22 protein-coding genes, 1 tRNA gene and 3 pseudogenes are annotated in these 25,378 nt (G+C 71.0%); 10 read left to right on the top strand and 16 right to left on the bottom strand.

The features are described 5' to 3' along the window. The first annotated feature begins 3 nt into the window (after positions 1–3). Both orn and ACF1B9_RS10385 read left to right on the top strand, forming a co-directional pair. Entirely contained in the window at positions 4–606 is a 603-nt protein-coding gene (gene orn, locus ACF1B9_RS10390) for an oligoribonuclease (RefSeq protein WP_391741042.1), read from the top strand. 125 nt (positions 607–731) lie between these two features. After that, positions 732–804: transfer RNA gene (locus ACF1B9_RS10385), tRNA-His, on the top strand. 80 nt (positions 805–884) lie between these two features. Here the strand turns inward: ACF1B9_RS10385 and ACF1B9_RS10380 are convergent. The 11 genes from ACF1B9_RS10380 to ACF1B9_RS10330 all read right to left on the bottom strand — a co-directional run bounded on the left by ACF1B9_RS10380 (position 885) and on the right by ACF1B9_RS10330 (position 12,028). After that, a complete protein-coding gene (locus tag ACF1B9_RS10380) occupies positions 885–1,913 on the bottom strand; it encodes a LacI family DNA-binding transcriptional regulator (RefSeq protein ID WP_391741043.1) in 1,029 nt (342 codons plus the stop codon). Between the two features lie 233 nt (positions 1,914–2,146). Further along, the gene (locus ACF1B9_RS10375) at positions 2,147–3,610 is read right to left on the bottom strand and encodes a GH1 family beta-glucosidase (protein WP_391741045.1); all 1,464 of its coding nucleotides are present in this window, start codon (positions 3,608–3,610) and stop codon (positions 2,147–2,149) included. A 122-nt stretch (positions 3,611–3,732) separates the two neighbouring features. Then, positions 3,733–4,650: a carbohydrate ABC transporter permease gene (locus tag ACF1B9_RS10370; protein ID WP_391741047.1), complete on the bottom strand. Its 918-nt coding sequence runs from the start codon at positions 4,648–4,650 to the stop codon at positions 3,733–3,735. A 15-nt stretch (positions 4,651–4,665) separates the two neighbouring features. After that, the gene (locus ACF1B9_RS10365; protein WP_361448913.1) at positions 4,666–5,667 is read right to left on the bottom strand and encodes a sugar ABC transporter permease; all 1,002 of its coding nucleotides are present in this window, start codon (positions 5,665–5,667) and stop codon (positions 4,666–4,668) included. A 149-nt stretch (positions 5,668–5,816) separates the two neighbouring features. Next, positions 5,817–7,145, bottom strand: coding sequence for an ABC transporter substrate-binding protein (locus ACF1B9_RS10360; RefSeq protein ID WP_391741049.1), 1,329 nt, complete (start codon positions 7,143–7,145; stop codon positions 5,817–5,819). A gap of 655 nt (positions 7,146–7,800) precedes the next feature. Then, entirely contained in the window at positions 7,801–8,592 is a 792-nt protein-coding gene (locus tag ACF1B9_RS10355; RefSeq protein WP_391741051.1) for an ABC transporter permease, read from the bottom strand. Then, entirely contained in the window at positions 8,589–9,575 is a 987-nt protein-coding gene (locus tag ACF1B9_RS10350; protein WP_391741053.1) for an ATP-binding cassette domain-containing protein, read from the bottom strand. Before ACF1B9_RS10350 ends, ACF1B9_RS10355 begins: the two co-directional genes overlap by 4 nt. Before the next feature lie 356 nt (positions 9,576–9,931). Further along, positions 9,932–10,363 carry a hypothetical protein gene (locus tag ACF1B9_RS10345; protein WP_391741054.1) on the bottom strand — a complete coding sequence of 144 codons (432 nt, stop codon included), beginning with the start codon at positions 10,361–10,363 and terminating at the stop codon, positions 9,932–9,934. 20 nt (positions 10,364–10,383) lie between these two features. Next, positions 10,384–10,644 (bottom strand): hypothetical protein, encoded by a 261-nt coding sequence (locus ACF1B9_RS10340; RefSeq protein ID WP_391741055.1) that lies wholly within the window; start codon positions 10,642–10,644, stop codon positions 10,384–10,386. Further along, positions 10,641–11,003 (bottom strand): DUF2089 domain-containing protein, encoded by a 363-nt coding sequence (locus ACF1B9_RS10335; protein ID WP_391741057.1) that lies wholly within the window; start codon positions 11,001–11,003, stop codon positions 10,641–10,643. Before ACF1B9_RS10335 ends, ACF1B9_RS10340 begins: the two co-directional genes overlap by 4 nt. A 332-nt stretch (positions 11,004–11,335) precedes the next feature. Next, positions 11,336–12,028 (bottom strand): FadR/GntR family transcriptional regulator, encoded by a 693-nt coding sequence (locus ACF1B9_RS10330; RefSeq protein ID WP_391741058.1) that lies wholly within the window; start codon positions 12,026–12,028, stop codon positions 11,336–11,338. A 154-nt stretch (positions 12,029–12,182) separates the two neighbouring features. On the opposite strand from ACF1B9_RS10330, the gene leuA reads away from it, so the two are divergent. Beyond that, positions 12,183–13,976 carry a 2-isopropylmalate synthase gene (leuA, locus tag ACF1B9_RS10325; protein ID WP_391741060.1) on the top strand — a complete coding sequence of 598 codons (1,794 nt, stop codon included), beginning with the start codon at positions 12,183–12,185 and terminating at the stop codon, positions 13,974–13,976. Positions 13,977–13,992: 16 nt separating this feature from the next. Here leuA and ACF1B9_RS10320 read toward each other — a convergent pair whose 3' ends face one another. Beyond that, entirely contained in the window at positions 13,993–14,919 is a 927-nt protein-coding gene (locus ACF1B9_RS10320) for a spermidine synthase (RefSeq protein ID WP_391741062.1), read from the bottom strand. Between the two features lie 110 nt (positions 14,920–15,029). Then, positions 15,030–15,479, bottom strand: a complete 450-nt coding sequence (locus ACF1B9_RS10315; protein WP_391741063.1) for a hypothetical protein — start codon at positions 15,477–15,479, stop codon at positions 15,030–15,032. Positions 15,480–15,721: 242 nt separating this feature from the next. Here ACF1B9_RS10315 and ACF1B9_RS10310 point away from each other — a divergent pair, with 242 nt between their 5' ends. Further along, on the top strand, positions 15,722–17,074 hold the full coding sequence (locus ACF1B9_RS10310; protein WP_391741065.1) for a tetratricopeptide repeat protein: 1,353 nt from the start codon (positions 15,722–15,724) through the stop codon (positions 17,072–17,074). A 60-nt stretch (positions 17,075–17,134) separates the two neighbouring features. Here ACF1B9_RS10310 and ACF1B9_RS10305 read toward each other — a convergent pair whose 3' ends face one another. After that, positions 17,135–17,731: a histidine phosphatase family protein gene (locus ACF1B9_RS10305; RefSeq protein WP_391741066.1), complete on the bottom strand. Its 597-nt coding sequence runs from the start codon at positions 17,729–17,731 to the stop codon at positions 17,135–17,137. Positions 17,732–17,987: 256 nt separating this feature from the next. Here ACF1B9_RS10305 and ACF1B9_RS10300 point away from each other — a divergent pair. The 3 genes and pseudogenes from ACF1B9_RS10300 to ACF1B9_RS10290 form a co-directional block, all read left to right on the top strand. Next, a pseudogene (locus ACF1B9_RS10300) lies at positions 17,988–18,656 on the top strand (phosphatase PAP2 family protein); the annotation flags it as partial. 181 nt (positions 18,657–18,837) lie between these two features. Further along, positions 18,838–20,070, top strand: a complete 1,233-nt coding sequence (locus ACF1B9_RS10295; protein ID WP_391741068.1) for a hypothetical protein — start codon at positions 18,838–18,840, stop codon at positions 20,068–20,070. After that, complete coding sequence (locus ACF1B9_RS10290) at positions 20,061–21,674, top strand: hypothetical protein (RefSeq protein WP_391741070.1); 1,614 nt, start codon at positions 20,061–20,063, stop codon at positions 21,672–21,674. The genes ACF1B9_RS10295 and ACF1B9_RS10290 overlap by 10 nt, the downstream gene beginning before the upstream one ends. Positions 21,675–21,736: 62 nt before the next feature. Here the strand turns inward: ACF1B9_RS10290 and ACF1B9_RS10285 are convergent. Continuing rightward, positions 21,737–22,942: pseudogene (locus ACF1B9_RS10285) on the bottom strand (RNA-guided endonuclease InsQ/TnpB family protein). Between the two features lie 50 nt (positions 22,943–22,992). Here ACF1B9_RS10285 and ACF1B9_RS10280 point away from each other — a divergent pair. After that, positions 22,993–23,166 (top strand): Arc family DNA-binding protein, encoded by a 174-nt coding sequence (locus ACF1B9_RS10280; protein WP_391741071.1) that lies wholly within the window; start codon positions 22,993–22,995, stop codon positions 23,164–23,166. A gap of 75 nt (positions 23,167–23,241) precedes the next feature. Next, positions 23,242–24,576, top strand: a complete 1,335-nt coding sequence (locus ACF1B9_RS10275) for an AAA domain-containing protein (RefSeq protein ID WP_391741072.1) — start codon at positions 23,242–23,244, stop codon at positions 24,574–24,576. Between the two features lie 287 nt (positions 24,577–24,863). Here the strand turns inward: ACF1B9_RS10275 and ACF1B9_RS10270 are convergent. Beyond that, positions 24,864–25,044 (bottom strand): annotated as a pseudogene (locus tag ACF1B9_RS10270) (IS701 family transposase); the annotation flags it as partial. Positions 25,045–25,195: 151 nt separating this feature from the next. Between ACF1B9_RS10270 and ACF1B9_RS10265 the strand changes: the two are divergent. Next, the coding region (locus tag ACF1B9_RS10265; RefSeq protein ID WP_391795899.1) for a hypothetical protein at positions 25,196–25,378 on the top strand (183 nt) is incomplete at its 3' end.

Genomic DNA, 25,378 nt, shown 5'->3' with positions numbered 1-25,378 from the left:
GCCATGAACGACCGCATGGTGTGGATCGACTGCGAGATGACCGGGCTCTCGTTGACGGAAGACGCACTCATCGAGGTGGCCGCACTGGTCACCGACTCGGAGCTGAACGTGCTCGGCGAAGGGGTGGACATCGTGATCCGCCCGCCGGACACGGCCCTGGAGACGATGCCCGAGGTGGTGCGCCAGATGCACACCGCCTCGGGCCTCCTCGACGAGCTGGCCCGGGGCACCACCCTGGCCGACGCCGAGGCCCAGGTGCTGGCCTATGTCCGCGAGCACGTGAAGGAGCCCGGCAGGGCCCCGCTCTGCGGAAACTCGGTCTCCACCGACCGAGGTTTCCTGGCGCGGGACATGGCGGCCCTGGAGGGCTACCTCCACTACCGGATCGTCGATGTGTCCTCGGTCAAGGAGCTGGCGCGCCGCTGGTACCCGAGGGCGTACTTCAACAGTCCGGAGAAGAACGGCAACCACCGGGCGCTCGCGGACATCCGTGACTCCATCACGGAGCTGCGCTACTACCGCGAGGCGATCTTCGTACCGCAGCCCGGTCCGGACTCGGAGCGCGCCAAGGCGATCGCGGCGCACGTCGCGCCGCCCACGCCGTAGGTCCTTGTGAAGCCGCTGGTCATAGGCCTTTCGGGGGCTGGGACCGGCGGCTGAACAATGGGGGCGCGAGCACCCTCTCGGACCCTGTACACTTTTTCTCGGCCGGTCAGAAAAGACCGGGCATGGTGGGTATAGCTCAGATGGTAGAGCACCTGGTTGTGGTCCAGGATGTCGCGGGTTCGAGTCCCGTTACTCACCCTGATGGGAAGGGCCCCGGTCGATGACCGGGGCCCTTCCCATGTCTGAGCCCCCCTCACCGGGCAGCCGTGTGACGGCAGTCACGAGGAGTCGCGGACGATCAGTTCCGTGGGGAGCACGATCTGCGGACGCTCCTGGTTCTCGCCGGCGATCTCCTGGAGCAGTACACGGGCCATCGTGCGGCCCATCTCCTCGATCGGCTGGCGCACGCTGGTGAGCGCCGGGTCCATGTGACGGGCCACGGCCGAGTCGTCGAAGCCGATGAGGGCCACATCGTCCGGGATGCGCCGGCCGGCCTCGCGGAGCACCTGGCGAGCTCCCGCGGCCATGACGTCGGAGGCGGCGAAGACCGCGTCGACGTCGGGGCGGCGGGCGAGCAGCTCGCGCATGGCCCGAGCACCGCTCTCCTCGCTGAAGTCGGCGCGGGCGATCAACTGCTCGTCGGGGAGACCGGCCTCGGAGACCGCCTTGCGGTAGCCGTCGAGCCGGCGCCGGGCACCGTAGACGTCGAGACGCCCGGTGATCGTGGCGATGGAGCGGCGGCCCCGGGCGATCAGGTGGTCGACGGCGGCGCGGGCACCCTCGAAGTTGTCGGAGTCGACCGAGGCGAGCGATTCGGAGGCGGACCTGCGGCCGCTCATCACGGCCGGCATGCCGAGCTGTTCCAGCAGGTCCGGCAGCGGGTCGTCGGCGTGGACGGAGACCAGCAGCACACCGTCGACGCGGTGCGCGGTCAGGTACTGGGCCAGCCGTCGGCGCTCGCGGTCGTTGCCGACGAGGGTGAGCAGCAACTGCATGTCGGTGTCGGCGAGCGCCGCACCGACACCGCGGACGATGTCGGAGAAGTACGGCTCGGCGAAGAAGCGGGTCTCCGGCTCGGGCACGACGAGGGCGATGGCGTCGGTACGGTTTCCCGCGAGCGCGCGGGCCGCGCGATTGGGCACGTAGCCCAGCTCGGCGACGGCCGCCTCCACCGCCTCGCGGGTGTGCGCGCTGACCCGCGGGGAGCCGTTGATGACCCGTGAGGCCGTCCCCCGCCCCACCCCCGCCCGTGCCGCGACCTCTTCGAGCGTGGGCCGCCCGCCGCTCCGTACTCGCGCTGCCGCCATGGCTGCCTCCCGTTCGCGGTCAATTTCTCACAGTCGGATATCCGAACCAAGTCCTGGTGTCGGCTCCCTTGACACTCGTCCGGGCCCGGCGGCCTTTCCGCAGCATCGAATATGGGAGCGCTCCCATTCTACGGGGACGGCATATCGGGGTCCGCGACCGCCAAAGCCGGCGGGAAACGACGGAGACCCGGCACGGACGGCCGGGTCTCGGGAGGGGGCGTGTGCCGGTCGGCTCAGCCGAGGTGGGTGACGGGGGGCAGTGCGTGGCGGCGGATGACGTCGGCGTACCAGTGGGCACTCGCCTTGGGGATGCGGCGCTGCGTGGCGTAGTCGACATAGACGGCGCCGAAGCGCTTGGAGTACCCGTACGCCCACTCGAAGTTGTCCATCAGGGACCACAGGAAGTAGCCGCGGACGTCCGCCCCGTCGGCCACGGCCCGTCGTACGGCGTCGAGATGGCCGCGCAGGTAGTCGATCCGCTCGGGGTCCTCCACCCGGCCCTCGGGCGAGACGTAGTCGTCGAAGGCCGCGCCGTTCTCGGTGACCATCAGCGGCAGGCCGGGGTTTTCGCGGGAGACGTCGACGAGCAGGTCGTACAGCCCGTCGGGGTCGATCGCCCAGTTCATCGCGGTGCGCTTCTTGCCCTCGGAGAGGTGGAAGGCGACGTGCTCGGAGCCGGGCCACGGCGAGTGGTCGCTGTTGCCGTGGCCGTCGTCGCGCGAGTCGCCGCAGCCGTCGGCGGGCGTGGAGACCAGCGTCGGCGTGTAGTAGTTGACGCCGAGGACGTCGATCGGCCGGGAGATGGCGGCCAGGTCGCCGTCCCGGACCAGCGTCGACCAGTCCACCAGGTGCGAGGTGTCGGCGATCAGGTCCTCGGGGTACGCGCCGCGCAGCATCGGGCCGGTGAAGACCCGGTTGCCCACCGCGTCGATCCGGCGGGCCGCGTCCATGTCGGCCTCGCTGCCGGTCAGCGGGCGGACCTGGTGGAGGTTGAGGGTGACCGAGGTCTGCGCGTCAGCGGGGAGTCGGTCGCGCAGAACCTCGATCGCCCGGCCATGGGCGAGGTTGAGATGGTGGGCCGCGCGCAGGGCGGCGGCCGGCTCGGTGCGGCCGGGTGCGTGCACGCCGGAGCCGTAACCGAGGAAGGCCGAACACCACGGCTCGTTGAAGGTGGTCCAGGTCGTGACGCGGTCGCCGAGGGCGTCGGCCATGATGGCGGCGTAGTCGGCGAAGCGCTCGGCGGTCACCCGCTGGGGCCAGCCGCCGGCGTCCTCCAGCTCCTGGGGCAGGTCCCAGTGGTAGAGGGTGGCGACGGGCGCGATGCCCGCTTCCAGGAGCTCGTCGACGAGCCTGCGGTAGAAGTCCAGTCCGCGTTCGACGGCGGGGCCGCGGCCCGTGGGCTGCACCCGGGACCAGGAGACGGAGAAGCGATAGGCCTTCAGGCCGACCTGCTTCATCAGCGCCACGTCGTCGCGGTAACGGTGGTAGTGGTCGGCGGCGATGTCTCCGGTGTCACCGTTGCGGACCTTGCCCGGAGTGCGGCTGAAGGTGTCCCAGATGGAGGGGGTGCGGCCGCCCTCGGCCGCGGCGCCCTCGACCTGGTAGGCGGCGGTGGCCGCTCCCCAGACGAAACCGGTCGGGAAGTCCGCTGCCTCGGGTGCCTGCTTCGGGGCGATGTCGGGTCGTACAGCAGTCATGCGGGAGCGCTCCCAGGAGTGGACGGACAGGGGCAGGTGAGGGGGTGGAGCTCCGGGCCGTACGGCCCGCGGTCGGAAGACAGGCCGTACGGAGCGTCCGGGGTGGGGCGGATGACGCCCGGTCAGCCCTTGACGGCGCCGGACATGATCCCTCCGACGATCTGCTTGCCGAAGATCAGGAAGACCACGAGCAGCGGCAGGGTGCTGATCAGCGCACCGGCCATCACGATGCTCTGGTCGGGGGTGTAGGAGGCGCTCAGCTGACCGAGGGCCACCTGGAGCGTGGGGTTCTGCTGGTTGAGGGCGAGGTAGGGCCAGAAGAAGTCGTTCCAGGCCTGTACGAAGGTGAGCATCCCCAGCACCATCATCGCGGGGCGGGCCACCGGGAGGACCACGCTGCGCACGATGCGGAAGTTGTTGGCGCCGTCGATCTTGGCGGCCTCGATGAGTTCGTAGGGCAGCGCCTCGCTCAGGTACTGCCGCATGAAGAACACGCCGAACGCGCTGACCAGGGTCGGGAAGATCACCGACTCCAGCTTTCCGCCCCAGCCGATGTCGGACATCATCATGAACAGCGGGACGACGCTGAGCTGCGGCGGGATCGTGAGCGTGGCGATGACCCCGGTCATCAGCGCACCGCGGCCCTTGAAGCGCATCTTGGCGAAGGCGTAGCCGGCCAGCGTGCAGAAGAAGAGCGTCGCCGCCGTGATGCAGCTGGAGACGATGACGCTGTTGACGATCGCCTTGCCGAGGTGTGCCTGGTTCCAGGCGGCGTCGAGGTTGCGCAGCAGCCGCCCGCCGGGCAGGAACGGCGGTGTGGTGGCGAGCACTTCGTCCTGCGTGTGGGACGCGGCCACCAGGGTCCAGTAGAGCGGAAGGAGCGAGCCGATGCCGACGACGGCCAGGGCGATGTAGGCGAACGGGCCGCCCTGCAACTGTTTGCCCGCGCCCGGCCTGAAGCGGGTGGGGCGCCGCGTCGCCCGTTGGACCGACTGCGGGATGCCGAGTTCCGGGGCTGTGGTGGGGCTGGTCATGGTCATGGAAATCGCTCCCGGTCAGACCGCGGATGTGCGTACGAAGCGGCCGATGAGCCAGTTGACCGCGGCGATGATCAGCAGGAGGGCGAGCATCGCCCAGGCCACTGCGGCGGCCGGGCCGAGGTGCCCGAGGTTCCAGCCGTAGTTGTAGAGGTAGACGCTGAGCGTCTCGTACTGATTCTCGTTGCCTCCGGTGGCTCCGAGCGTGCCGCCCTCCAGGAGCAGGGGCTCACCGAACAGCTGCATGGAACCGATGGTCGAGATGACGATCGTGAAGAGGATCGTGGGCCGCAGCGAGGGGATGGTCACCTTGCGGAACTGCTGCCAGCGCGACGCGCCGTCCAGCGACGCGGCCTCGTACAGATCGCTCGGTACGGCCTGCATGGCGGCCAGGTAGATCAGGGTGTTGTAGCCCGTCCAGCGCCAGATCACGATGACGGAGATGGCGATCTTCGAGGTCCAGTGGCCGTTGGCCCAGTTGGTGTCGCCGAGGCCGACGAAGTGCAGTGCCCAGTTGAGCAGTCCGCCGTCGGCCCGGAAGACCAGGGCGAAGACGAGGGCCGCGGAGGCCACGGAAGTGGCGTACGGGGTGAGGATGACCGTCCGCCAGAAGGTGCTGGCACGCAGCCGGTAGTTCAGCAGATGGGCCAGGCCGAGCGCGACCAGCAGTTGCGGGACCGTCGACATGACCCCGATCAGGAAGGTGTTGCCGACCGCCGTCCAGAACTCCGCGTCGTGCAGGATCTTGTCGAAGTTGTCCCAGCCGACCCACTCCATCCGGTCGAGGCCGGTCATCTCCACCCGGTGCAGGGCGATCCATCCGGTGTAGAGCAGCGGATAGAGCCCGAAGGCGCCGAAGACGAGGAAGAACGGAGCGATGTAGGCGTACGGCGACGCCTTGTCGTCGAACCGCCACAGCCGGCTCCGCCAGGCCCGTCGGCGGGACGGCACCGACGCGTGCGGGGAGCCGCCGGAGGGTGGCGGTGCGTATGAGTCCCGGGTGGGAGTCGAGGTGGCCACGGGCGGGAGTCCTTCCCTGAGTAACGGGGTCGCCCGGGTAAGGGGCGGGCGTGGGCCGGGGGCTGGGCCGATGACGGGGGGCGCGGCCGATGACGGGGGCGCGCGTGCCGGAGCGGGCGGCTCCTGGGGGCCGCCCGCACCGGCGACGGTCAGCCGATCGCCTTGTCGATCGCGCTGGTCGCCGCCTTCCACGCGTCGTCCGGGCTGGTGCCGCGCTGCTCCATGTTGTTGATCTGGGTGGAGATGGTGTCCTTGATGACGCCGTCCTTCGGGCCGAGCACCGTCTCGGGGATCGACTTGGCCTCGTCGGCGTAGATCTGTCCGATCGGCGCGTCGTTGAAGTACTCCAGCTTCGCGTCCTTCACGTCGGGCAGGTCGTACGCGCCCTTGTTGGACGGGAAACTGCCGATCGCCTTGAAGACGGCGGCCTGCTGCTCGGGGGCGGTCAGCCACTTGACGAGCTTGGTGGCCTCGTCGACGTTCTTGCCGGACTTGGGCACGGCGAGGAACGAACCGCCCCAGTTGGCGGCGGTCGCACCGGGCGCGGTGGTGATGTTCCACTTGCCCTTGTTGGCGTCACCGGCGTTGACGGAGATCTGACCGGCCATCCACGCGGGGCAGGCCACGGTGGCGACGGTGCCCTTGCGCAGGGCGGCCTTCCACGGGTCGTTGAACTGGGCGAGGCCCTGCGTCAGCTTCTTGGACGCCGCCTCGGCGGCCAGGTTCCAGCCCTGCTTGACGCTGGGGCTGTCCTTGTAGACCGGCTTGCCGCTCTCGTCGTAGTACTGCTTCGCGTTCGAGCTCACCACGGCGTTGAACATGGCGCTCGCGGAGTCCATGAAGTAGGTGCCCGCGGGGGCCTTCTTCTTGTACTCCTCACCGAGCTTGAGGTAGTCCTCCCAGCCGCCGGAGAGCTTCTTGGCGACCTCCTCGCGGTCGGTCGGCAGGCCGGCCTTCTTGAAGAGGTCGGTGTTGTAGCAGAGCGACATCGGACCGATGTCGGTGCCCGCGCCGATCACCGCGCCGTCGGGCGTGGTGGCCTGCTTCTCCTTCCAGGAGACCCAGTCGTCGACGTTGATCACCTTGCTGAGGTCGGCGAAGGCGTTCGCCTTGGTGTCGACGATCTCCTTGATCCGGCCGACCTCGATGCCCTGGACGTCGGCGAGACCACTGCCCGAGTTCAACTGCTGGAGCAGCTTGGGGTAGTAGACCTTCTCGTCGGAGGTGACGTCTTCCTTGACCGTGATGTTCGGGTGCAGCTCGTGGTACTTGGCGAAGAGACCGGCTTCCTTGTAGCCGAACTGCCCGAAGTCGGCGACGGTCAGCGTGACCTTCCCGTTCGCATCGGGGCCCGTGCTGCCCGATGAATCCGAGTCGCTGCTGCAGCCGGTCAGCAACAGGGCCGAGGCTGTCAGCCCCGTGGTGGCCAGAACCGCGGCTCTGCGGCTCCGGTCGGCGACGGTGCGGGTGATGCGCATTCCACTACTCCTTGTTCCAGGGTGGGACTGGCGTTCTGACTGCGTGGCATACGCACCGGTGAGCGCGGGTGCCGGGTGGTTCAGGGGGAGGACACGGGCAGTGCCGTTCGGACGGGAATCCCCGCACGATGTGGGAGCGCTCCCATGCGCCGATGTCGGAAGGTTCCTGCCTTGAGGGGGTGGGTGTCAAGAGTTGAAGGCGCTTCCGTTGCCCGAGTGTGTCCTGCAAGTCACGAGACCGTGTCCCGCCCAAGTCTTGCCATAACGCGCCGACTTCGGCCGCGGGTCCGCGTGATTCCGAAAACACACAGGCCAAGGACTTTTCGAAGAAGGGCCGCCACCCTGGGGACGCCGAACAGCCGCCATCGCACCGCGTTTGCGGCCACCACCGGGAGTGGACCTCGTCATCCCCGATTCACAGCCGACCGCCCGCCGGAAGGTGAACGGGGCACCGCGCGGCGGGGGTGGTCGGGGGCGCATCCGCGTTCTTTCTCCGAACCCGACGCCGCACTCGGCGTTCCGGGCCCGGGGCGACCGGGCCCGGAGCCGGGCCGGCCCGGCAGGCCGAGGACGCCGACGGGGCGGCGTACACCGACGCGGTGGTCGGAGTACGCCGCCCCGGAGCGGGACGGGCTGCGGGAGGCGGCCCGCGCACTCATTCCGGGTCGCGGTTGAACTGCGCCGTCGACCAGCGGTAGCCGAGCGCGATCAGGCCGACGCACCAGACGGTCGCGAGCCATCCGTTGTTGCCGATCTCGGTGCCGAGCAGCAGGCCGCGCAGGGTCTCGATGGCGGGCGTGAAGGGCTGGTACTCGGCGATCGGCTGGAACCAGCCCGGCATCGTGTCGGCCGGGATGAAGGCGCTGGAGATGAGCGGCAGGAGGATCAGCGGCATGGCCGCGTTACTGGCTGCCTCGGGGTTCGGGCTGGCCATGCCCATCCCGACCGCGATCCAGGTGAGCGCCAGGGCGAAGAGCACGAGCAGTCCGAACGCCGCGAGCCAGTCCAGGACGGTGGCATCGGTGGAGCGGAAGCCGATGGCCACGGCGACGGCGCCGACGAGGACCACGCTGGCGACCGACTGCAGCACGCTGCCGACGACATGCCCGATGATCACGGAGCCGCGGTAGACCGCCATCGTACGAAAGCGGGCGATGAGGCCCTCGGTCATGTCCATGGAGATGTACACCGCGGCCCCGATCACGGTGCTGCCGACGGTCATCAGCAGGATGCCCGGGACGATGTAGGCGATGTACGCGGAGCGGTCCGCACCGCCGCCGCCGATGCCCGCGCTCATCACGTCGCCGAAGATGTAGACGAAAAGCAGCAGCAGCACGATCGGCGTGAGCAGCAGGTTCAGGGTTCCGGACGGGTAGCGCCATGCGTGCAGGAGGTTGCGGCGCAGCATCGTGTTCGAGTCGCGGACGGCGAGGGAGAGGGGGCTCATCGGACGTTCTCCTTGGGCTGGTTGGGGATGCCGGCGCCGCCGGTGAGGGCGAAGAAGACGTCGTCGAGGTCGGGGGTGTGGACGGTCAGCTCGTCGGCTTCGATGCCGGCCGTGTCGAGCCGGTCGAGGATGGAGAACAGTGCGCGTTGGCTGCCGTCGCTGGGGATCTGCAGGGTGAGGGATTCGTCGTCCCGGGTGGTGTCGTGCAGTGCGGAGGCGGCGTTTCGGTGGGCGGCCGGGTCGGTGAAGCGGAGCCGGACGTGCCCGCCGGGGACGATCCGTTTGAGTTCGTCGGCGGTGCCCTCGGCGGCGATCTTGCCGTTGTTGAGCACGGCGATGCGGTCGGCGAGTTCGTCGGCCTCGTCCAGGTACTGGGTGGTGAGGAAGACGGTGACGCCGTCGGAGACGAGTTCGCGGATGATCTGCCACATGTTGTGGCGGGAGCGTGGGTCGAGGCCGGTGGTCGGTTCGTCGAGGAAGATGATCCGCGGGCCTCCGACCAGGGTCATGGCGAGGTCGAGGCGGCGTTTCATGCCGCCGGAGTAGGTGGAGGCGGGCTTCTTCGCGGCCTCGGTGAGGTCGAACCGCTCCAGCAGTTCAGCGGCGACCCGCCGCCCCTCACTGCGGGAGAGGTGGTGCAGGTCCGCCATGAGGAGCATGTTCTCCTCGCCGGTGATCAGACCGTCGACGGCGGAGAACTGCCCGGTGACACCGATCGCGGCACGCACGGCCTGCGGATCGGCGGCGAGATCGTGGCCCGCGACCTGGGCCTGACCGCCGTCGGCGGTGATGAGGGTGGACAGGATCTTGACGGCGGTGGTCTTGCCCGCGCCGTTCGGCCCGAGCAGCGCGAACACGGACCCGGCCGGGATGTGCAGATCGATGCCGTCGAGCACGGTCTTGTCGCCGTACGACTTGCGCAGACCGACGGCGCAGACGGCGGCCGACGACGGGCGACCGCCACCCCGACTAGACGTGGGCATGACAGATGAAGCCATGGAACTCTCTCCTTCGAAGGCTGAAGTGACTGGGCGGAGCGAGTGAGTTGAGGCCGCGCGGGAGACGAGAGCGCTCAGTGGCAGACGCGGACGTCATGGCGAACGGCGTTCGCGCGGGGATCGAGGGCCGTCAGGCGCCGCGGGGCGGCACCCGCTCCACGAGCTGGATCACCACGCCGTCGGGGCCAGCGCCCCGGAGCACCCCTTCACCCCAGGACTCAGTGGCGCGGTGGCCGGATCGGAAAATGCGACTCCGTCGCGTGACGGGTTGAACGCCCGCGGCCGCCGACCGACCGCGCCCGATCCGCAGACCGGGCCGGCGTCCGGCGCCGTGGCACGTGTCACTCGCAGAACACCTGCACCTTTCCGTCGGGGTCGTCGACGTCGACGATGACGTCGTCGAGCTGCTCGATGAGCTCCTCGAGGTGCTGCGGCTTGAGCTCGGTGAGGTCGATCGGTACCCCTGACTTGTTCAGCTCCGCGTTGACCTTGGTGAGCGCCTGCGGAGGGACAAGGCTCGCGAGCCGGACCCCGGCGCGCAGCAGCTGGAGCGGGATCTGGATGTTGACCCGGCTCGGCCCGTCGCCGCCGGGGTCGTCCTCCGAGTTCACCACCACGCGCAGGTACTTGGGTCGGGGTTTCGGGCGGGGCGCGGCTCCCGCCGGGGACTCGGGCTGTTGGCGTTCGAGGGCGCCGATCAGCCGCTCGGCCTCGTCCGCGGTGACTTTGCCCTCGGCCAGCATCTGCAGGATCTGGCGGCGTTGCTCGTTCATCGTTGCTCTTCCCCTCTGACTCATCTGACGCTTACCAGCACGGCCGTTCGGCCCTGCTCGATCTCGAACCGGGTGCCGGGCAGTGCCCACAGCAGTTGCCCGGTGACGCGCAGCGCGCCCGCCGGGCTCACCCGGGTGGCGCGGCATGCGACCAGTCCGGCCGTCACGGCGAGCAGCAGCAGCGGCGACAGCACCAGCAGTACCGGCAGGACGGGGACGTGCAGCCGCCACCGGCGGCCGTCGGGACGGCGATAGCCCACCGTCACCAGGAACGGCATCATCGGGGCCTCTCCAGCTCGGCCAGCGCCTCCTGGGCGCTGATCTCCCCCCGCTGCAGGCGGTCGACGACATCGGCGCTGGTGGGCGCCGGGTCGGTGTCGACGAAATCGAGGGCCTCGCCGATCCGCTTCAGCCGGGACTTGATCGTCGGGTAGCTCACCCCGAAGATCCGCTCCATCTCCTTGATCGAACCGTGCGACCGTACGAACGCGGCAACGAACACCTGGTCGTCGACGCCGAGCTGAGCCAGCTGCGGCGGCTCGAACTGCCCCTCGACCGCGATACCGCTCCCGGTGAGGCGGACACGCTCGACCACGAACGGCCGCCCCTGCGTCAGGTCCGTCAGTTCCTGCCAGTCCACACTGGCCCCCTTCTCTCGGCGACGCGTTCGTCATTCATTTGTACCTTGAGTTTTTTAAGATGCCAAGCCATGAATCTTGATTTTTCTCATTTGATCTTCAATCTCGCCGGGGCGCAGGCCGACGCCGGACCGCCCTGCCGCGCCGTCGTCGTCCGGCTGGCGCTGTGGCCGGGTCGCCCCCATGACCTTCCGGAGAAACCCGGCGCGGCACCACGGCCCCGCACCGGACGGCCGAGAGCGATCTCGGCGTCAACAACGGCGCCATTGACCCCCGGGGCCGGTTTACACCCCGCGGCCGGTCGCGCCTCCCCGACGCGTCGGAGCCGTCGGCCCTACGCCGCCCGCAGCCGGGCCAGCGTGGCCTCCAGCTCGGTCTGCGCGGCCCGGCCCGCCGAATCCGCGTCACCGGCCACGACGGCCCGCACCAGTGCGTCATGGCTCGCATCGCCGTGGTGCGGATCCTCGCGGCGCAGGCCGAACAGCTCGACGAGATCGATGAGCCCTTGCCGCAGCGCGGGGGCGAACTCGCCGAAGAGGTCGGTGAGTACGGGATTGTGGGCAGCGACCACCACGGCCCGGTGCAGGGCGATGTCCGCGTCGACGAACTCGGCATCCCCTCCCGCGCCCGCCGCCCGCCGCGCGGTGAGTGCCGCGTCGAGGGCGACCAGGTCCTCGTCCGTGCGGCGCCGCGCGGCCAGCCGGGCGGCCTGGACCTCGATCAGCATGCGCACCTCGTAGACGTCGGTGACCGAGGCCTGGCGCAGTCGCGTCGGCCAGTCCTCCGTCACGCGGTCGGCGATGACGAAGACGCCCGCGCCCTGACGGGACTGGAGCAGGCCGAGCGTGGCCAGGGTGCGCACCGCCTCACGGACGGTGGAGCGGCCCACTCCGAGTGTCTTGGCCAGGGTGGTCTCGCCGGGAATCTTCGTGCCGACCGGCCAGTGCCCCTCCGTGATCTGCTCGCGCAGATGGTGCGTGGCCTGTTCGACCAGGGGGCTGGGGCGGAGCGGACCGAGCGAGGACACGGGTTTCACCTGTCAGGTTGTCTGAGGACTTGATTCCTGGCTACTCTACCGGGCATGACGCACAGCGGTCTCCTTCTTCTCGGCTGCCGCGGCGGGGCCTGAAGCGACCGGCACCCCGCCGCGGGGTGCCGTGCTGTGCCGGTCGCATCCGGCGATGCGAGAAGAGACCGCCTTCATGTCCGACCGTCTGTCACCGATGCACAGCTTTCCCACCATCTGCACCCCGCGCGGGCCCGTGCCCGCCGACGCGCCCCGCTGGAACCCGCAGCGCGCCGGCTCCATGCCGTCCCACCGCTACCGTTCGGCCTTCGACCGCGTCGAGGTCCCGCTGACCGGGCGCACCTGGCCCGAGGCCCGTATCGAGAGGGCCCCGCTCTGGGTACCCGTCGACCTGCGAGACGGCAATCAGGCACTGGCCGAACCCATGGACACCCCGCGCAAGCGCCGGATGTTCGATCTGCTCGTCGCCATGGGGTACAAGGAGATCGAGGTCGGCTATCCGTCCGCGAGCCGCACGGACTTCGACTTCGTCCGGCATCTGGCCGAGAGCGGCGCCGTGCCGGACGACGTCACCGTGGTCGTGTTCACCCCGGCCAAGCACGATCTGATCGAGCGGACCTTCGAATCCATCGAGGGAATGGACCGCGCGGTGGTCCATCTGTACATCCCGACCGCCCCGGTCTGGCGCGATGTCGTGCTCGGCCGCAGCCGTGCCGAGTTGCACGGCGTGGTGCGCGAGGCGGCGACGCGGATGGAGCGCCTGGCGCGGGCGCGGCCCGCGGCGGACATCCGGTTCGAATTCTCCCCCGAGGTCTTCGTCCTCACCGAGCCGGACTTCGTCCTGGAGCTCTGCAACGGCCTCACCGAGCTGTGGGACGCCTGCCCGGACCGGCCGGTCATCCACAACCTGCCCGCCACGGTGGAGATCGCCACGCCGAATGTGTACGCGGACCAGATCGAGTACATGCACCGTCACCTGGAACGGCGCGACGCCGTGATCCTGTCCGTCCATCCGCACAACGACCGCGGCACCGGCACCGCGTGCGCCGAACTGGCCGTCCTGGCGGGCGCACAGCGCGTGGAGGGCTGCCTGTTCGGCAACGGGGAGCGCACCGGCAATGTCGACCTGGTCAATCTGGCCCTCAACCTGCATGCCCAGGGCGTCGACCCGATGATCGACTTCTCCGACATCGACGAGATCCGCCGCACGGTCGAGCACTGCAACCGGCTGCCGGTACCACCCCGCCACCCCTACGGCGGCGATCTCGTCCACACCGCGTTCTCCGGCACCCACCAGGACGCCATCAGCAAGGGCTTGGCCCATCACGCGAGCAGCGGCTCGGACCTGTGGTCGGTGCCGTACCTGCCGATCGACCCGGCGGACGTGGGGCGTACGTACGAGGCGGTCATCCGGGTCAACAGCCAGTCGGGGAAGGGCGGCATCGCCCATCTGCTGCGCAGCAACTACGGGGTGGACCTGCCGGCCGGGCTGCGCGCGGATTTCTCCCGCACGGTGCAGACCGCGACCGACGACAGCGGTCTGGAGGCCACGCCGAAGGATCTGTGGGAGCTCTTCGAGGCGGCGTACCTGGCCCCCGGACGGGACGGGAACGTGGCCCTGACCTCCTGGTCCACCGACCGGAACCCGGCCGGCGAGCACCGGTTCATCTGCACGCTGCGGGTGGGCGACCGGGAGGGCGACTACGAGGGCACCGGCAACGGCCCGGTGTCGGCGTTCACTCATGCGCTGGCCGCGGCGGGCATCGAGGTGGACGTCCTCGACTTCACCGAGCACGCGACGTCGGCGGGGCGGGGCAGCCCGGCGATGGCGTACACGCAGTGCCGGGTCGGCACCGGCGGGGAGCGGCACTGGGGGGCGGGCCAGGACACGTCCGTCCTCACCGCGTCGATCCAGGCCGTGCTGTCGGCGGTGAACCGGGCGGATTAGCGGGGCCGCCGGGCCCTCAACCGAACGCCGACGGCGGTGGGGCCGGTGACGGTCTGGCGTCCGCGTCGCTCACCGCCGCCGCGCCACCGGTGAAGTCGGCGAGCCCCCGCCCGTGTTCGACGCGTCCGGGGTGCGGATCGGTCGCGACCCGGCGGGTCAGCTCCGCGACCTTCAGCGGCAGGTCCGAGGCGAGCAGCACGGCGTTGCCGAAGCGGCGGCCGCGCCAGACAGTCGGGTCGGCGGCGAGCGCCAGTTCGGGGAAGACCGTGGCCGCGGTGGCGATCTGGCCGCGGAGATGGGTCAGCGGCGGCCCGTCCGCCAGGTTGGCCACGTAGCTCCCGCCGGGCTTCAGGACCCGGCGCACCTCGGCGAGGAACTCGGTGCTGGTGAGGTGCGCGGGTGTGCGGGCCCCGCTGAACACGTCCGCGATGACGAGGTCCGCCCAGTCGTCCTGGATCTTCCCGAGCCCGGCACGGGCATCGGTGGACCGGACCCGGATCCTGGCCTGCGGGTCCAGCGGCAGCTCCCGGCGGACCAGTTGGACGAGCGCGGCGTCCACCTCGACGATCTGCTGGGTGGAGCGGGGCCGGGTCGCGGCGATGTAGCGGGCGAGCGTGAAGGCGCCACCGCCCAGGTGCACGACGTGCAGGGGCTGACCGGGGGGCGCGACGAGGTCGGCGACGTGGCCGATCCTGCGCTGGTACTCGAAGGACAGATACGTGGGGTCGTCGAGGTCCACATGGGACTGGGGGGCGCCGTCGAGCGTCAGCGTCCAGGCGTGCGGGCGCTCCCGGTCGGGCACCAGCTCGGCAAGACCACCGTCCACGGGTTCGGCGAGGGGTTCCGCCCTGCGCCCGCCCACGCGTTCGGACCTGGCGTCGGCCTTGCGGTCGGACCGCTTGCGGGCGCCCGCGCCGCTGCCCGGCGTTCCTCGACGTGCCACTGCTGCTCGCGCCTGCTCACCGCTCATCGTTCCGGGCCGGTACGGAACCGGCCGTGCCGGGGGGATCCGGCCACCGGCCCATTATGGGCGCGCGGGCAAGGAGGCGGTGGTCAGCGGCAGCTGTCGGCCGCCTCGATCAGCCGGGCCGCCTGGTCGAGCGCGGCCCGGAGCGCGGCCGGGTCCGTGACCGGGGCGTCTTCCCCCGGCGGCAGCAGCCAGCCGCTGCCGGTGACGGGCGGCTCGGCGGGGACGCGCAGCCCGCGGCCGTCGGTCTGCGTACAGGCGCTGCCCGGTACGTCCCACGCCTCGGCGGTGCCCGGCGGCACCAGGAAGCCGAGGGTGTCGCAGGCGCCGTCGTGCAGGACCGGGCCGACGGCCTCCAGGTCGGCGCCGCGGCGCAGGATGTCCACGGCCTCCAGGCCCTGGCGGGCCGGTACCGTCACCAGGTCGCAGGGTTCGGCGCCGTGATCCTCCGTGCGGGCGGCGGGCGCCGTGGCACCCGTTGCGGCCGGGGTCGTCGCGGTCGTCCGCGAGCCGGTCTCCGTGCCGAGATGCAACAAGGGACCTCTCCTCTCATCGCCGGGCGGAGCCGGATTCCGTCTCCGCATGGACCAACGCGGCGACGGCGTCAAGGGCTACGGTGCCACGCCGCCGCAAAGGGTGGCAGTTCATGGCGGATCGTGGGCGAGATATCCCTTTTGCACATAAACGCTGAATGTGTGACCCGTCACAGCCGGTACCTTCTTGCTCCGCCGGGACACCGGAAGCAGGAACCCCGGCTGCAGAAGAGAGGTCCTAGCCCATGGTGTCGACAGGGGCAGTTCCCAACCTCGCCTTCCGGCGGCTGCGCGGCCCGCGCTCCGCCGGGGAGTTCGCTGCCGCGGTACGCAGGTCCGCCCGCGAGATCGGCGAGCAGGTCGCGTGCGACGCCCGGTACATCGGACGCGTGGAGTCCGGCGAGATCCGCTGCCCCAACTACGCGTACGAGCGGGTCTTCCTGCACATGTTCCCCGGAACGACCCTGGCGGACCTGGGCTTCTCGCCGCGCGAATCCGTACGCGGCCGGGCTGCGCGGGCCGCTGCCGAAACCCCACCGCCCCCTGCGCTCCACAGCGACACCGATGAGGAGAGCGACGTGCTGCGTCGCGTATTCATGACGAGCGGCACCACCGCGATGGCGGCCGCGACCCTGGGCCTCGGCCTGGACGGCCCGTCCGCCGCCGCCCCCCTGCCCGACCCGCGACGCGTGGGCGAGGCCGAGGTGAGCGCCGTCGAGAAGGCAGTACGGCAGATCCGGCTGCTCGACGACCGGCACGGCGGCGACGGCCTGTACCGCAGAGCGTCCCGGCCGCTGCGGGCGGCGTACGCGCTGCTCGACTCCGGGACCGCCACCAAGCGGTCCACCGCCGACCGGCTGCATGCCGGAGCGGGCGAACTCGCCATCTCGGTGGGCTGGCTGGCCCATGACTCGGGCCGGTTCGAGGACGCCCGCTCGCACTACGCGGAGGCGCTCGCCACCGCGCGGGTGGCGGGCGACGCGGCGCTGGAGGCCCATGCGTTCTGCAATACGTCGTTCCTGGCCAGGGACACGGGACGGCCCCGCGAGTCCGTACGCGCGGCCGAGGCCGGGCAGCGGGCGGCACAGCCGCTCGGCTCGCCGCGGCTGCTGGCCCTGCTCGCCCTGCGGGAGGCGGGGGGCCGGGCGGGGCTCGGGGACCGTACGGGCTGCGAACGGGCGATCGGCCGCGCGCACACCGCGTTCGGGCGCGGGCCCGGCGACGCCGATCCGGAGTGGATGACCTTCTTCCGGGAGGCGGAGCTGGAGATGCTGGAGGCCCAGTGCTGGTCGGCACTGGGCGACTGGTCGCGGGCGGCCCGCCACGCGCTGCGGGCGACGCGGCTCCAGGACCCGCACTTCACCCGGAACCTGGCGCTGTACCGGGCCGAACTGACCACGGACCTCGCACAGGCCGGCCGGGCCGCGGAGGCGGCGACGGCGGGCCATCAGGTGCTGGACCTGCTGGACCGTGTCCAGTCGTCCCGTATCCGGGCGATGCTGGCGGAGGCGAGGGCGGTGCTGGCAGCGCAGCGGGGTGCGGTGGAGGTACGGGGGTTTCTGGAGCGGTACGCGGAGGTCGCGGAGCCGGGCGCGTAGGGGCTTCGGCGGGCGCGTGGCGTCGTCCGGCGAGCGCCCGATGCCGTCCCGGACGCCGGGTCAGCGGTCCAGGTGGCCGGTGTCGTTCCAGCGTTCCAGCGCGGGCGCCCCGTACGCCCACCCCAGCACCGAAAGCGATGTCGGATCGAGCCGGATGCGCGCCGCGAACGACACGTCCTCGCCGAGCCACCGTGCCCCCAGTGCCCGCAGGATGTGCCCGTGGGCGAAGACCAGGACGTCGCGGTCGGCCGAGCGGGCCCAGTCCACGATCGCGTCGGCGCGGGCGGACAGCTCGGCCAGGGTCTCCCCCTCCGGCACGCCGTCGCGCCAGATGAACCAGTCGGGACGGATCGCCTTGATCTCTGCCGGAGTCATCCCCTCGTACGCCCCGTAGTCCCACTCCATGAGCGTGTCCCACGGCTCGGCCCGGTCCGCGAAACCCGCGATCTCACAGGTCTCCCTGGCCCGCAGCAGTGGGCTGGTGCGCACTTCGAGGCCCGGCAGGTCCGCCCAAGGCCCGCGGTGCAGCCGCTCGCCGAGGAGCTTGGCGCCAGCACGACCGGTGTCGAGCAGCGGGATGTCCGTCCTGCCGGTGTGATTGCCCTTGACGGACCATTCCGTCTGGCCGTGCCGGGCGAGCAGGATACGCGGTGCCATGACGGCTCTCCCTGAAACTGAGATCTGAGGCCGGAGATCGGGACAGAACGGATCGTCCGGTTTTCCCATCATCGCGCACGCGTACGGGAGGCAACCCCCGGGGCCGAACAGGCGTCCCTCTCTGCGCGGAGACATCCGGCGAAGAAATCCGGCGGAAAAGTCCGTACACGCACGAGGACTTCGACGGGGACCCCCGGGGGAATCGCGGCAGGCCCGCACCGTACGGTTGAACGCCCGCCGTCGGTCGCATTAACACATGATGGAGAGCTTCCGGATGCAGCATGCCAGCACCGCGCCCGTGGCGCGCCCCCGGCCCCGTTGGTGGACCGAGCTGCCGCTGCTGGCCCTGGTGTACGCAGCCTACTCGGCGGGCCGGCTGGTGGCGCGCGGCGACGTGTCCACGGCCGTCGACCACGGTCTGCGCATCCTGCACCTGGAGCAGGCGCTCCACATCAACTTCGAGCACCCGCTCAACCGGCTGCTCACCGCGCACTCCTCGATAGGCATACCCGCCGACTTCGCGTACGCGTCCCTGCACTACCTGGTCACCCCGGCCGTCCTGGTCTGGCTCTTCCGCCGCCGCGCGGCCCTGTACCGCCGGGCCCGCACCTGGCTGATGACCTCCACCCTGCTCGGCCTGATCGGCTTCACCCTGCTGCCGACCTGCCCGCCCCGGCTGCTGCACGCCGGCCACGGCTTCGTCGACACGATGGCGCAGTACAGCTCGTACGGGTGGTGGGGGAACGAGGCGAGCGCCCCGCGCGGCATGGGCGGGATGACGAACCAGTACGCGGCGATGCCGAGCCTGCACGTCGGCTGGGCGCTCTGGTGCGGAATCCTGCTGTGGCGCCACGGCCGCCACCCGCTCGTACGGGCCGCGGGCATCGCGTACCCCCTGGTCACCACGTTCGTGGTGATGGGCACGGCCAACCACTACTTCCTCGACGCGGTCGCGGGCGCCGCCGTGATGGGCGTCGGAGCCCTGCTGGCCGGACCGGTGATGCGTCTCGCGGACCGGATCAGGGACCGGCTCGAAGCCCGCTTCCCGAGGCTCGTCCCGACCACGAAGTCCCCGGTTGTCAGTGCCGGATGCAACACTTCGGCGGGTGAGCGAATCCCTGGCCAGCGGACCACCTCCGCAGATTCCACCGACGCCCCGGCATCGGCCGACGCAGACTCCTCGGACGGCCGCGCGTCCCGGGCCGACACCGCAGCCCCCACAGGCGCTCGACCAGCACAGGACGACGCTCCGGCAGCGGCTCGCTGAGCTGCGGGGCCCGGCCGTCGCGGCCCGTCCGCTGGACGCCCGCGCACTGGCGGCCCTCGCCGCCAACCCCGGCTGCCGGCGCCGCGCCCTGCTGGACGGCGCGGGGGTGGACAAGGCCGCGCTGGCCGCCGCGCTCGGTTCGCCGGCCCCCTTCGGCCAGTCCCAGTTCGCTCTCGTCCGGGGCAACGCCTTCGAGGCCAAGGTCAAGGCCGACGGCGGTACGGAGCTGATGCGGCTGCTGCACGAGCGTCTCGGCGGCGACGGCGAGGCCCCGCGCGAGGTGCTGGTCCCCGATCTGACCGCGGCCGGTCCCGAGGGCCGCGCGGCGCGTACGGCCCTGGCACTGCGGGAGGCGACCGAGTCGGGCGGCTGGGCGCTGCTGGACCACCCGATGCTGGCCCTGGAGGTGGCCGGCTCCCCGGCCTACCTGGAGCCGGACGCGGTGGCGGTGCATCCCGACGGCACCTGGACGGTCATCGAGATCAAGTCCTTCCCCATGATCGACGGTTCTGCCGATGCCGCGAAGGTCGGTGCGGCGGCCCGGCAGTCCGCCGTCTACGTACTGGCCCTGGAGCGGATCGCGGAGCTGACCGAGGGCGCCGAGGTCGGCCACCGGGTCCTGCTGGTCTGCCCGAAGGACTTCTCCAATCTGCCCACCGCCTCGGTCGTCGACGTACGCAAGCAGCGTGCGGTCACCCGGCGCCAGCTGACCAGGCTGACCCGGATCGAGGACATCGCGGCGACCCTGCCCGAGGGCGCCACCTTCGACCCGGAGTGCCCCCGGCAGCAGCTGGACGCGGCGGTCGAATCGGTCGGCGCGGCGTACGCCCCGGAGTGTCTGTCCGCCTGTGAGCTGGCCTTCCACTGCCGGGCGAAGTCCCGCGCGGCCGGTGCGGTGGAGACCCTGGGGCGGAGTGTGCGGGGCGAGCTCGGCGGGCTGACCACGGTGGGTGCGGTGCTGGCCGCCGCCGCGGGCAAGGAGGGCGACCCGGCCGATCCGACGGTCGCGGCCCTGCGGCGGGCGGCGGCGCTGCGCGCCGAGGCCCTGGAGGGCGGTCCGGCATGTCGCTGATCAGCACCCTGGCCCGGCTGGAGGCCGTGGAGAGCGGCCGGGCACAGCCGATGACGACGGTCCTGCACCGCCATCTCACCGACCGGCCGCTCGTCCTGGTGCCACTGACCACCTCCGGTGAGGCCGGCGCCCCACTGGGCGCGCTCGTCGGGACCGACCGGGAGGCGCCCCGGCTGCTGACGGTCGCACAGCCGCGCGACCGGGATCTGCGGTTCGCGTTCCTCGCCGAGCTGGCCGAGGCGGTGCTGCCGCACATCGAGACGTACGAGGACGTCGTCGAGCCCGCCGAGCGGAGCGAGACGGATCCGGAGACCGGGAAGAAGGTCAAGGTCGAGGTCGAGCTGTGCGCGGACGCACCGCAGTTGATCGTGCCGAGCCGGACGGGCATCGACTTCGTACGGCTGCTCGGCCGCTCGATGCGGTTCCGGCGCACCGCGGAGGACGACCCCGAGGCCCCTTACCCCGCGCCCGCCCGCGTCCCGCTGCTGGGCCGCTGGCTGACGCATTACGGGGAGCGGGCCAGGGTGCCGGGCTCCTCCCTGCTGCTCGCCACGACGGATCTGCTGAACCGGCACTGGGCGACCGGGCAGAGCAGCCTGGAGGACCAGCATCTGGGCGCGCTGCTGGCCTGGATCGACGCCCCGGCGGGCGAGTCCGGGGCGCGGGCGGCACTTTGTGCGGAACGGGACCGGGACGGCGAAGGCCAGCTGCTGTGCCCGCCGGCCGGCCCGGCCACGGACCCGGCGTTCGACAACCGGCTGCTGGCGCCCGCCATCGAGAAGTACGACCGGGCGCGCACCTCGCTCGCGGCGGCCGAGGACGGTCTCGCCGCCGATGCCCGGCTCGGCGAACTGACCGCCGCCGAGCGGGAGATCCGGGCGCTGCTGGCCGGGGTGATGCGGCCGACGTGGGATGCGGTGTGGCGGGGGCTCGATCTGCTGAGGGAGCTGCCCGAGGGGGCCAGGGCCGAGGACCGCTGGACCAGGGACCGCTGGTCGTTCACCGGGCACCGGGACCGGGTGCGTTCCGGTGAGCCGCCGCAGCCGCGCCGGGACGACGCGGTGACGGCGGCGCAGAAGCTGGCCTCGCGGGAGACGGCGCAGGCCCAGCTGGATGCGCAGGAGGCCTTGGACGATCCCCTGGTGCTGGCCGGGCGGCGGCTGGCCGGTGAGGCGTTCGTCGGCGAGGTGACGGAGGTGGTGATGGCGTACAGCGAGTCGAAGCGCCCGTCCCCGCGTCCACTGATCACGGTCCGCACGGACGAGCGCCCGCATCTCGGCGAGCGCACCAAGGTGTACCGCTCGCTCGAAGGCAGGCCGCAGACCGCCGAGTTCGTGGGATTCGCCGCGGAACCCGAGGACGGCGGCCCGCCGCCGCTGGTGCTGCGCATCACCGACCGGATGGGCAGGAGCAAGGAACCGGCCCCGGGTTCGGTGCCCGAGCAGGGTGACCGGATCTCCTGGACGCTGTTCGAGCACGATCAGCGCGGCGGCCCGAAGCTGCCGGACCCCGAGGAAACGCCCTGGACGCACGGCGGCCCGCCGGGCGCCACTGCCGGGCAGGCCGAGAGCCCCGATCCAGTGACCGCGGAGGACCTTCTTTGACTGCTCCCCTCTCCGAAGGGAGGGATTGCCCTCCCTTCCTGGGATGTGCGGGGATTTTTGGCTCACGCTGCCTCTTGCCCCGGCGGGACGAGAGGTCTTCTGCGATCAGCGCCAGCCGGGTTCAGACCTGCCCGGACGAGCATCACGCGGGCGGAGTTCTTGTCTCTCGGGGAGACGGCTCCGCACGCGGTGCAGGTGTAGGTGCGTTCCGACAGCGGCAGTGCGTGCTTGGCTCTCGCTCCACAGTGCGCGCAGTCCATGGTGGTATGCGCGGGGTGCACCAGGTACACCGTGCGCCCATGCTTGCGACCCATCTCGATCAGGGCCGTCTTCGTCGCGCCGATCGCGGCGTCGGCGGCCTTGCGGGCCATCGTGGTTCTGGCAAGGAACTTCGGACGGAAGTCCTCGACGGCGACATGGTCGAAGTCCCGGACGACTTTCTTCGCCCACTTTCGAGCGGTGTCCTGACGTTGCCGGGCGGCCTTCTTGTGGACCTTGGCGGCCTGTCGCTGCGCTTCCCGGTAGCCCTTGGAGGCGGCTTGCCCCCGCAGGGGTCTGCGGCGGGCCATCTGCCGTTGGTAGCGGGCCAGGCACTGGGCGGCCTTCCGGCCGTGCTCCGGATGAGGGAGGTCATGGTCGTCGCTGGTGGTGGTCGCGGTCTCCTTCACACCCCAGTCGATACCGAGCACCCGGCCCGTCTCCGGCAGGGGCTGCGTCCGGGGCTCGACCACGAAGGACGCATACCAATGCCCGAGGCTGTCGCGGTAGATCCGGACGCTCGACGGGGCCGCAGGAAGGTCGCGGGACCAGACGACGGTGAGGGCGATGCCGCCCGCCAGGTGCAGGCGCCCGTCCTTCAGCCGAAAGCCGCGCATGCTGTAGTTCAGCGTCAAGCTGGCCTCGGACTTCTTCTTGAACCTCGGCATACCCGCGCGCTGCCGCAGGGGGAGGCGGTCCTTGATGTCCTTCAGCGCCTTGGCACGGGACGCGGCGAAGTCACGGATGGTCTGCTGCTGCGGGACCGAAGCCCCAGCACCAAGTCAGGCGTGCTCGGCACGCCAGCCGGTTAGCCGCTTGTCCAGCCCGGCGGGGCCGCACTTCTCACGGGCCCTGCTCGCAGCCTTGGACTGGGCGACGCATTCGTTCCACACCCACCGGCAGCAACCCCACTCGCGGAGCAACGCCTCCACGGCGGTCGACGACACGCGCAGGCGGTAGGTGTACCGGGCAATACCGATACCTTCAACCCGCCCTACCAGTGTCGTCATAGTGTCACACTACCACTAGCACAGTGTCGCTACACAACTACTCTGGAGGCATGGATGAACAGACCCGCATCACGCTTCGACTCCCCACCGACCTTCACACCCGCCTGGCCGATCACGCCAAGCGAGACCGGCGGTCCCTCAACTCTGAGATCGTGCACCTGCTTGAGGTCGCGCTCGGAGCCGCTGCGGGAGACGCAGGTTCACCCGACGGCAAATCGGCTTGACCCGCCCCGCCAACAACACCTGAGAAACCGGACTCCTCCCCGGCCCGGAGGCCGAGGAATGCCTTGGGAGGTCAGGTGACGGCCGCATTCGACCCGGGCGCCCAGGCCGCGCGGGCGACCGACGCGATCCTCGCCGACACCCTGAGCGGTACGTCGCGCGGCATCGTGGTGGACTCCCCGCCGGGCGCGGGCAAGTCGACGCTCGTGGTGCGCGCCGCTCTCGAACTCGCTTCGGCCGGGCATCCGTTGATGGTGGTGGCGCAGACCAACGCCCAGGTCGACGACCTGGTGGTGCGGCTGGCAGAGAAGGATCCGGGACTGCCGGTCGGCCGGCTGCACAGCAATGACACGGACCCCTACGACAAGGTGCTGGACGGCCTGGCCAATGTGCGGAAGTCGGCCAAGGCGTCGGACCTCGCCGGACTCGACGTCGTCATCTCGACGGCCGCCAAGTGGGCGCACGTGAAGAACGTCGAGCCGTGGGGGCACGCGATCGTCGACGAGGCGTACCAGATGCGTTCGGACGCCCTCCTGGCCGTCGCGGGGCTCTTCGAACGGGCGCTGTTCGTCGGCGACCCGGGCCAGTTGGACCCGTTCTCGATCGTCGGCGCGGACCAGTGGGCGGGGCTGTCGTACGACCCGTCCGCGAGCGCGGTCTCCACGCTGCTCGCGCACAATCCCCGGCTGCCGCAGCACCGGCTGCCGGTGTCGTGGCGGCTGCCCGCCTCCGCCGCGCCGCTGGTCTCGGACGCGTTCTACCCGTACACCCCGTTCCGCAGCGGTACGGACCACGGGGACCGGCGGCTGTCGTTCGGCGTCGCGTCCGACGGCTCGGCACCGGACCGGGTGCTGGACGAGGCCGCGGAGTCCGGCTGGGGCCTGCTGGAGCTCCCGGCCCGGCACACCCCGCGCACCGACCCGGAGGCGGTGCGGGCGGTGGCGCTGGTCGTCCGCCGGCTGCTGGACCGGGGCGGGGCGGCGACGAGCGAGCGTTCCGCCGAGCCGGTCCCGGTGACGGCGGACCGGGTCGCGGTCGGCACCGCCCATCGCGACCAGGCGGCGGCGGTACGGGCGGCGCTCGCGGAGCTGGGGGTGACGGGCGTGGCGGTGGACACGGCGAACCGGCTCCAGGGCCGCGAGTTCGATGTGACGGTGGTCCTGCACCCGCTGTCCGGCCGCCCGGACGCCACGGCGTTCCATCTGGAGACGGGACGGCTGTGCGTCCTGGCCTCGCGCCACCGGCACGCCTGCGTCGTGGTGTGCCGGGCGGGCGTCACGGAGCTCCTGGACGAGCACCCGTCGACGGAGCCCGTGCAGCTGGGGGTCACGGTGAAGTTTCCGGATGGCTGGGATGCAATGTTCACCACGTACCTTCACCTCCTGGAGCACCGTGTGTCCTGGCGACCGTGAGCTGCGATGACGCGCAGGCAGTCAGTCCAGGGACGCTAGTACTCCCGTGTGGTTTCGTGATCTGTCCAGCGGGTTCGTCGGCGGATCGCCGTCGGTAGTGGCTGCGGCAGGCTGTTGCCTGGTGGTGTCTGCGCCAGGTGGACCAGTGCAGCAGCCTGGCCGCCGACACGGCCGTTGGGTTGAAGACCGGCGGCGAGGAGGCGGCGGATCTCCGGGACGGTCAGCACGATCGGGTCGCTGCTGCGGGCGGGCTGGTGCGTATCGGCGGGTCGTTCGGGGGCTGCGTCGGCGGCGAGGCCGGTCAGGAAGGCCAGGGCGAGCATGGCGAGCGTGATGTGCCGGTGCCAGGAGGTCCAGTTGCGGACCTGGTAGTGGTCGAGTCCGACCTGGCTCTTGGCGGCCTGGAAGCACTCCTCGACGCTCCAGCCGGACACCGGCGACGCGGACCTGTTCGGACAGGGGCGTTTCGGTGGGTGACCAGCACAGGCAGAAGGCGAGTTCGCCGGACAAAAGATCGTCGCCCGTGGGAATCCCCTGCCGTCGAGAACGGTTGAAGCCGAGGGCCCACGAACGGGCGTCCCGTTCGGTGTGGGCTCATGACAGCTGCGGGAGGGCATACATGAAGGTCGGCGACATCGAGGTTCTGGCGATCACGGACGGGGTGGGCACCGAGATTGCGGCGGAGATCCTTACCCGCCCCGGTGTGGACGACCCGTGGGCCTGCCACGAGCACCACCGGGAGGCGGACGGGAGCCTCGGCCTGCCCCTGGGCGGCTTTCTCGTGCGCAGCGGGGAGCGGACC

It is taken from the genome of Streptomyces sp. NPDC014727 (assembly GCF_043083485.1).
GTDB lineage: Bacteria > Actinomycetota > Actinomycetes > Streptomycetales > Streptomycetaceae > Streptomyces.
The sequence above is the reverse complement of the archived record's forward strand: the minus strand, read 5'-3'. Positions and strand labels throughout refer to the sequence as shown.